Origin of the sequence: Crenalkalicoccus roseus, assembly GCF_004761865.1 — a bacterium.
GTDB lineage: Bacteria > Pseudomonadota > Alphaproteobacteria > Acetobacterales > Acetobacteraceae > Crenalkalicoccus > Crenalkalicoccus roseus.
The window spans coordinates 1-7741 of record NZ_SJDM01000076.1 but is presented as its reverse complement, the minus strand read 5'-3'; the positions used below and the strand labels follow the sequence as shown (position 1 = coordinate 7741).

6 protein-coding genes and 1 pseudogene are annotated in these 7741 nt (G+C 66.0%); 4 read left to right on the top strand and 3 right to left on the bottom strand.

The features are described from left to right. Positions 1 to 200 precede the first annotated feature (200 nt). Both ET526_RS20510 and ET526_RS22675 read right to left on the bottom strand, forming a co-directional pair. Positions 201 to 1505 carry an ABC transporter substrate-binding protein gene (locus tag ET526_RS20510; RefSeq protein WP_204623740.1) on the bottom strand — a complete coding sequence of 435 codons (1305 nt, stop codon included), beginning with the start codon at positions 1503 to 1505 and terminating at the stop codon, positions 201 to 203. Positions 1506 to 2008: 503 nt separating this feature from the next. Beyond that, entirely contained in the window at positions 2009 to 2866 is an 858-nt protein-coding gene (locus ET526_RS22675) for a DUF6537 domain-containing protein (RefSeq protein ID WP_408869782.1), read from the bottom strand. A 706-nt stretch (positions 2867 to 3572) separates the two neighbouring features. Between ET526_RS22675 and ET526_RS22670 the strand changes: the two genes are divergently transcribed. Genes ET526_RS22670 through ET526_RS20490 form a run of 4 tightly spaced genes read left to right on the top strand, consistent with a single transcriptional unit; the run spans position 3573 to position 6856 of the window. Then, complete coding sequence (locus ET526_RS22670) at positions 3573 to 4013, top strand: RidA family protein (protein WP_408869781.1); 441 nt, start codon at positions 3573 to 3575, stop codon at positions 4011 to 4013. Continuing rightward, on the top strand, positions 4010 to 5272 hold the full coding sequence (locus tag ET526_RS20500) for a D-amino acid dehydrogenase (protein ID WP_135470837.1): 1263 nt from the start codon (positions 4010 to 4012) through the stop codon (positions 5270 to 5272). The genes ET526_RS22670 and ET526_RS20500 overlap by 4 nt, the downstream gene beginning before the upstream one ends. 39 nt (positions 5273 to 5311) lie before the next feature. Then, complete coding sequence (locus tag ET526_RS20495; RefSeq protein WP_204623738.1) at positions 5312 to 6115, top strand: maleate cis-trans isomerase family protein; 804 nt, start codon at positions 5312 to 5314, stop codon at positions 6113 to 6115. A gap of 3 nt (positions 6116 to 6118) precedes the next feature. Then, the gene (locus tag ET526_RS20490; protein ID WP_135470835.1) at positions 6119 to 6856 is read left to right on the top strand and encodes a GntR family transcriptional regulator; all 738 of its coding nucleotides are present in this window, start codon (positions 6119 to 6121) and stop codon (positions 6854 to 6856) included. A 653-nt stretch (positions 6857 to 7509) separates the two neighbouring features. Here the strand turns inward: ET526_RS20490 and ET526_RS20485 are convergent. Next, positions 7510 to 7711 (bottom strand): annotated as a pseudogene (locus ET526_RS20485) (IS66 family transposase); the annotation flags it as partial. Positions 7712 to 7741: the final 30 nt, after the last annotated feature.

Below are 7741 nucleotides of genomic sequence, written 5' to 3'. Positions count from 1 at the left end.
CACCGACCGGGCGCGATTGCGTCCAGACCCCTAGCGCCGCGGCCGGTGGCGCGTACGGCAAGGAGCCAGTTATCCCTGGATTACGTTCTCCAACAACCGCTCGAGCGCGTATGCGTCGAGTACGCTCGGGCCGGACGTACCGCGGGACCGGCCTGAGCCGTCAACCAACAATATATTTTACGCCGCTGTGGCGGATCTCCTCAACGCCGGGAGACCACCAGAGGACATTCGCTCTCGGCCAGCGGCCGGAACGCTTGATCTCCAGGGATCGTGCGTACGACGCGCATTAAGTCCCAAGGGCCTGTAGACTCCTCGGGAGTCTTCACCTGCATTAAGTGCACGTCGCGGATGACCCTGCCATCCTCGCGCAGCCGTCCGTCGCGCGTCATGAAGTCGTTGATTGGCATCTCACGCATCCGGGCCATGACGGCCGCCGCGTCGTCGGCCGTGCCTGCCGCCTGGACAGCGCGCAAGTAGTGCAGAGTCGCACCGTACATGCCGGCCTGGAGCATGGTCGGCATAGCGCCGTGGCGCTCAAAGAACCTCTGTGAGAAGGCGCGTGTGGCGTCGTCCATGTCCCAGTAGAAGCTTTCAGTGAACACCAGCCCCTGAGCGGTCTGCAGGCCGATGGCGCGCACGTCGGTCACCATCATCAGCAAAGCCGCAAGGCGGCGGTTGCCGCTGCGGGTCAGCCCGAACTCGGCAGCCTGCTTGACCGCATTAATGGTGTCGCCACCGGCGTTTGCGAGCGCGATAACGTCGGCGCGCGCGCCCTGGGCGGTCAGCAGGAAAGAGGAGAAGTCGGCCGTGTTGAGCGGGTGGCGGGCGCGGCCTACGACCGTCCCGCCACCCGCCAAGACCACCGCCGCGGTGTCGCGCTCAAGTGCGTGACCGAACGCATAATCGGCGGTCAGAAAGAACCAGCGCTGCCCACCCTCTTGGAGAAGCGCCGTGCCGGTGCCCCGAGCCAGCGCGTAGGTGTCATAGGTCCAGTGAACGCCGGTAGGCGAGCACTGGCGGCCCGTGAGTTCCGTGGTAGCGGCGCCGGAGACTATGTTAATGCGGCCGCGCTCACGGGCCAGCTGCTGCACCGACAAGGCAACTGACGAGTTGCCGAGGCCGGTGATCATGTGCACACCCTCGACGTCGAACCAGCGCCGCGCAATGCCAGAGCCTACGTCAGCGCGGTTTTGGTGATCGCCCGAGACGACCTCGATGTGCCGGTCCAGGACGCGGCCTCCGAAGTCCTCGACTGCCATTCGCACTGCGATCACGCCACCCGGCCCAGTGATGTCGGCATAGAGGCCGGACATGTCGTCGAGAACTCCGATCCGGAGCGGGCCCGTGGCGGTCGTCGGCGCGGGCAGCGCACCCGCCGCAGGTACCTGCGGCTGCGCTGTCGCACCGGAAATCAGACCCCTGCTGCTGAGCATTGGGGGCGAGGCAAAAATCGCCGCGAGCAACGCCGCGGTGCCGCCAAGCAAGGCGCGTTTGAAAATTCTCATGGTGGAATGCTCCCTTGGCTGCTGTTGGCCCGCGTGACGCCGGTTGGCCCGGCTGCGGGTTCCCTCCCTGCCGCCGCTGGTTGCGGCTTGTTCGGCGTGTTGTCGAAGATCGGGGCCGCTGCCCACGCCCCTCACAGGGCCTGGGTCGCTCAGCCAGGACCAAAACCTGTTGCCCTTGCACGCAAGTAAGTCAGCGAGCGCCATGCTGTGCATCTCCGACGCTCTGCCCGCGAGCCGCGCCTGCTGCGCGTAGTAGCAAGTCCACTCGCCGCCGTGTTCTTGGAGTAATCGCCTGCACCGTTGATCTGCACGGTCTTGTCGGCGCACAGGTGCAGCGCATTGGCCACTTAGTTCTTGGCCTGGCTGGTCTTTTTACGGGCAAACCAGCCCGACGCCGACACAAAAAAGCAGGTCTACGTCGACACTCTCGTCGAACTTGAGGTTGAAGCAGCTGACATGCGTACACGGTCGGCTGGGCTATCATCGGCAGCCCCCATCCCGCCTCAGGTGCGTGGCTCCTGCGGCGTCCACAGGCCGCGCCCGCGGCTACCAATCGATGATCCAACACTGCGCGGTTTTCCGAATCCGGATCGAGGCGGAAGTCCATCACGCGGCCTCCTTGGTTGGAGCCGGCTGCCGCTTGGAACTTGGCGAGAAGGCACGCACGCTCTGCCCCTGCTTTGCGTGGAGCCGCTGCCTTTACGTGCCCGAAGTTGCACACGCCGCTGGGCAGGAACGCTGATTGGACTATGGTCTCGTGATTTGCAGGTGTAAGGCGCTCGGCAATCTATCTGAATCTGAGTAGCGCCGTGCGCTTGTGCACAAAGCACCGCTCTGCTCGCCGATCGGCCGTGTGGCCCAAGGGGTCGAGGACGGAGCTGTGCACATGCCAGCACGCGACCAGCGGGAGGACCCAGCGGCCTGAAAGCCAGCTTTCGGGGCCAGCTTGTCGCTGGGTCGGGACAGCTCAGCAGTGGCGGAGCAAGATGGAATACCACGCGCACGCCGGGCGGGACCACAGTGCGCAACCGCTCGATAAAATCCGCGGCGTAAACATGTCGCTGGGCGACCTCGCACTCATCCTTGCAGGTCGTGATCCCATAGAGGTTGCGTGCGGCCGTCTTTGCGCGCTGTCTACCGCCGCCCCCGGGCACACAATCCTCCTCTGCGGCGCGGACCCTCTCTATGTCTATGGGTGTACGGTACACCTTGGTATAGACGGCGCTTTGATAATGGGTGAGCAGGCGCACACAGTGCACGACGATCCCGGCCGCACCCGCTGCGACCGCGGCCGGGTTATGGGCCGGCAGGCGGCCCCAGGCCAAGGCAGCGCTGTTGAGTTCAACTACCACGGCCGACATGGGGATCCAGCCCTGCTGATAAGCACGGCCCAGCATAAACAGCTTCGTTGCGATCAAAGCATTGGGGAGCCCGGTGGCGAGGCAGGACATCTGTGGGCAAGCCAGCACCGTGCTGGGAACGCGGCTGTCGCGGTTGCAGGTGAACTCACTCGTGACAGCCTCTTCTAGGTAGAGCATCGCTCTCATACGCCCCAGCCGTAGCCACGCCAGCGCCTCCGGCGGGTTCGCAACGACAAGGCCCCGGCCGAGCAGCAGGTCGGTCCCACCCAAGGGCACGCGCACGGCGTGGATGGTGGCCGGCTGGTCCGCTATACGCACGTGGCTGAATGCCGCCCCGCCTTTCTGCGTCGAGTAGTCTCTGCAGCCCTTACATACATCGGGGTTATTGGGGTTGGTGTGGATGCGCCAAGGCGTATCCTCCAACAGCTTCCGTTTGCGGCAGCACCACTCCTCGGCCGCGCATACTTGCTTGCAGATCAGGGCCGTCGCCCCCAGCGTGACGCACAATCGGCGTTGCGCCAAGTCGAGCCCGGGCCAAAGCGAGAGGGGCGCACCCGGCGGGAGCAGGCTGGCAGGGAAGCGGAATGTGTTATCCGTTAAGGCTTTCACGGCCGCCCTCTCTTACTCGACACCACTCTTCCAAAGTGCATACAAAACTGTCAACAAATTTGTTGACATTCACGTCGAGACATCGCAAACTTAATAAGTGATTGGGCCTACGGAGACGGCGACCGGAAAAGGGAGGATCCAGGACGTGGGCATCCAGTACATTCGCCCATCAGGGTCGCGCACGAGCCAAGTCGTCGCCCATGGCGGCTTGGTTTGGCTCGCCGGGCAAGCGGCCGACGACACGTCCGAAGATGTGGCGGAACAGATACAGCAGAGCCCAAGCAAGATTGATGCCTTGCTGGCCGAGGCCAAAACCGCCCGACACTCTATCTCTTCGTCCACTATCTGGCTCGTAGACCATCACAGCTTTGCGGCGACGCATGAGGTATGGGACGTTTGGTGCCAGCCAGGGCAGGTCCCTACATATACCTGTGTCGAACCGATATTGGCCTTCTCCCCCTGCGCTGTGGAAATCGTGATTGTAGCCACGGTGGGTGGGGGCCCCGCAGCCCCGGCTCTAGGCCCTGTCGCGCCGTGAGGGTGGCGGTCCTCGGCGCCGGCGTGATCGGCGTCACCACGGCTTGGTACCTTGCGCGCGAGGGGCACGATGTCACTGTGGTCGAACGCAACGCCGAGCCGGCGCGGGGCACCAGCTTCGCCAATGCGGGGCTCGTGGCACCAGGCCACTCGCTCACCTGGGCCTCACCCAAGGCACCGCGCGTCCTCCTGCGCTCGCTCTTTCTGCCTGATCAAGCGCTGCGCCTGAGGCTTCGCGCCGACCCGCGCATGTGGGCTTGGTGCTTCCGCTTCCTGCGCAACTGCACGGCCAAGAGGGCTCGGATCAACACCCTACGCAAGCTGGCTTTGTGCGTGTATTCACAGCGGGAGCTACGCACACTCGTGGCGGAGACCGGCCTTCGCTACGATGGGTTGCGCCACGGTCTTCTCTATCTTTATCGCGATGCGGCATCGCTCGAGCGCGGGGTCGCAGCGATGGCAGTGCTGCGCGACGAGGGTGGACAGCGCATGGAAGTGGTGGACGCAGCCCGCGCTGCCGAGATAGAGCCGGCCCTCGGAGCGGGCGGCGCAGCGCGGATCGCTGGAGGCATTTACTGCCCCGACGATGAGAGCGGTGACGCCCGCGCCTTCACGGAGGCACTCGCCGCGCTATGTCAGGATCGTGCAGGCGTGCGCTTCCGCTACAATGAGACCGTGTTGGGTGCCGAGGTCGAGGGCGATCGCGTACATGCCATGGTGACGGATCACGGGCGCGTCGAAGCAGACGCCTTCGTGCTGGCCCTGGGCACCCACTCCCCTACACTCGGCCGCAAGCTTGGGCTTCGGCTCCCCGTCTACCCCGTGAAAGGGTACTCGGTAACTATCCCCGTGGAGGGCCACAATGGCGCGCCCGATGTGGGCGGGGTGGACGAGAACAACCTTGTCGCTTGGTGTCGGATGGGCGACCGGTTCCGCCTCACCGCAACCGCCGAGTTTGCGGGGTTCGACACGTCGCACCGGCCCTCGGACTTCGCGGCCATGCTACGCGTAGGTCGTGAGCTCTTTCCCGAGGCGGGGAACTGGGGCCAGCCATCCTATTGGGCGGGCCTGCGACCGATGACGCCTGAGGGAACGCCGATCCTCGGGCGCGGGCGCCACCGGAACCTATGGATCAACACGGGACACGGGCATATGGGCTGGACGATGGCGTGCGGGTCAGCGCATATCACCGCTGACCTGATCGCTGGCCGTCGGCCTGCGGTCTCCACCGACGGGATGATGTACTGCGCCGCGGGCTGAGCGCGCGGCCTCGGGCGTTTGGGAGGAGGAGCACGCAGCATGTCGGCATTTGCAGAGACGACGGCTGCCCTGCCGCAGCCGCTCGTGGACCTCCGGTCGATGCCATTTACGCTCGACGGTGGGGTCGCGGCGCGCGCAGCGATCGGGCTGGTCGTCCTTGCTACCGACCATACTATCGAGCATGAATGGCGCGCGCTACTCGGTGGGCTGGACGGCGTAGGCTTCTTCGCAACGCGTCTATGGAATGACGCGACCATCACCACTGAGACCCTGCGCGCGATGGAGGGGAACATCGCCGAGGCGGTGCGGCTGATCCGGCCCGGCGAGCGCATTGATGCAGTCGCCTTCGGTTGCACCTCCGGCGCGATGGTCATCGGCGACGACGTCGTCGCCGCCCGGGTGCACGAGGTGCGCCCGGGAGTTCCGTGCTGCTCGCCTCTGAGCGCAGCCACCGAGGGTCTGCGGGCGGCCGGTTGCCGGCGGATTGCCCTCCTGACCCCCTACGGTGACGGCTTGAACCGCGCGATGCGCGCGGACTTGATGCGGCGCGGCCTGGAGGTGCCCGTGGTCGGCTCGTTCAACCACGAGAACGACAACGAAGTCGCGCGTATCGACGCGGCCTCGCTCCGCGCGGCCGCCCTGGAGCTGGGACGGCGGCCGGAGGCGGACGGCCTGTTTGTCTCCTGCACGAGCCTGCGCGCCGCAGCGCTCGTGCAGGAGTTGGAGGCCGAGCTGGGGAAGCCGGTCACGTCGAGCAACCACGCGCTCGCGTGGCGGGCGCTACGTCTCGCCGGCGTGCCGGACGCTCTGCCGGACCGCGGCTGCCTGTTTCGGTTGCCCTGACGCGTGCGAGTTGCACGAGACAGGGACGCCGCCGAAGCCGCAGCGGCCGATCGAGGTAGTACGAGACCGCGCCGACCGGCGGATACGGCCGCGCGCCTCTATGAAGTGCTGCGCGAGCGGGTGACTGCCTACCGCGTGCCACCGGGCGCGCGCCTCAACGAGGTGGAGATCGCACGGGAGCTTGGGGCGAGCCGAACCCCAGTGCGCGAGGCGCTCAACCGTCTCGCTACGGAGGGCCTTCTGAGCTTCGAGCCGAACCGCGGCTTCAGGGCACGTGAGCTTGATACGAAGGAGATTTTCGACCTGTATGAGGCACGGCGGCTGCTGGAAGTGTCCGGGGCCCGCTTGGCTTGCGAGCGTGCGCCGGACGCCTCGGTGGAGGAGCTGCGCCTGTTCTGGGAGGAAGTCGAGGGGCGATGTCCCACCACTGCGTCGGCGGCCGCCGGCTTGGTCGCTGCCGACGAGGAGTTCCACGAGCGCCTTATCGCACTGTCCGGCAACGCCGAACTACCGCGGCTGCTGCGTGGCTTGAATGCCCGCATCCATTTCGTGCGCTGGGTTGACCTCGACCGAGTCGGCAGACGCGAGGGCACCTACGTCGAGCACCGGGCTATCCTGGACGCGCTCAGCCGCCGTGACGGAGAAGGCTGTGCCCGCCTCCTTGCTGCGCACATCGAGCGCCGGCGCGAGGACATCGTGGAGGTGGTGCGTGAGGGCATCGTGCGGCTTTTCGTCCGCTGAGAGAGCCATGGCCGTGCCGCTGGGCGCCTAGCCCTTCTGGTTTGACAGGGCGATGGCACTGGTCACAGGCCCGAGGTGCGGCATCGGCCGCGTCACTGTCACGGCGCTGGCCGCTGCGATGGTGTCCGTTACAATCGCGTTGCTGGGCGAGGCAGAGTCCGCCGAGATCGCCGCTGTTGCGCAGCCGCAGGCAGTTGCCCCGCTGATATCTTGACTTCAGAGCGTGTTTGAGAAGGTTGTCGTCCTACGTGATGCGGCGGAGCATGGCGGCGGTAGCGGGATGCGGATGAGGGTTTTGGCGACCTCGGTGCGCTGCTCGAAGGCACGGACGAGGCGGCGGTTCTTGATGAGTCATCCGAAGCTGCGCTCGATCACACACCTGCGCGGCAGTGGCTCGAAGCGGAGCAGGGCGCGACGCTGCTTGACGATAAACAGCACGAGATTGGCCTTTTGCTTTGCCCATGCGACGAGCTTGCCGGCGCATCCGCCATCGGCGATCCCAGTCTCGACGAAAGCCTAAAGGCCGCGCGAGGCACGCAACAGCGGCTTGGCGCCGTTGCGATCCTGGACGCTGCCGGCGTGCACTTGAACCTTGAGCAGGCGGCGATCGGTGTCCGGTCAGGATGGGCCGCTTGCGCCCCGCGATCTTCTCGCCGACCAGGATCCAGCACCGGCATGGTGGTCTCGTCAGCGAGCAACCGCGCCGAGCCCAGCAGGATCTCCCGCAGGCGGCGCATGACGGGCACGACCTCGCTTGCCGCCGTGCCGATCCAGTCGGCCAGCACCTCGCGGCCGATCTCGATTCCCCTGGCGCGCCAGGATCTGCGCCTGGCGATACAGCGACAGGTAGTCGGCTAGGCCCTGTTAGAGCTTGAGCTGATTGGG

Excerpts from the sequence above, each read along its gene's own strand:
- ET526_RS20510 (WP_204623740.1), bottom strand. The coding sequence starts at position 1,505 with ATGAGAATTTTCAAACGCGCCTTGCTTGGCGGCACCGCGGCGTTGCTC.
- ET526_RS22675 (WP_408869782.1), bottom strand. The coding sequence starts at position 2,866 with ATGTCGGCCGTGGTAGTTGAACTCAACAGCGCTGCCTTGGCCTGGGGC.
- ET526_RS20495 (WP_204623738.1), top strand. The coding sequence starts at position 5,312 with ATGTCGGCATTTGCAGAGACGACGGCTGCCCTGCCGCAGCCGCTCGTG.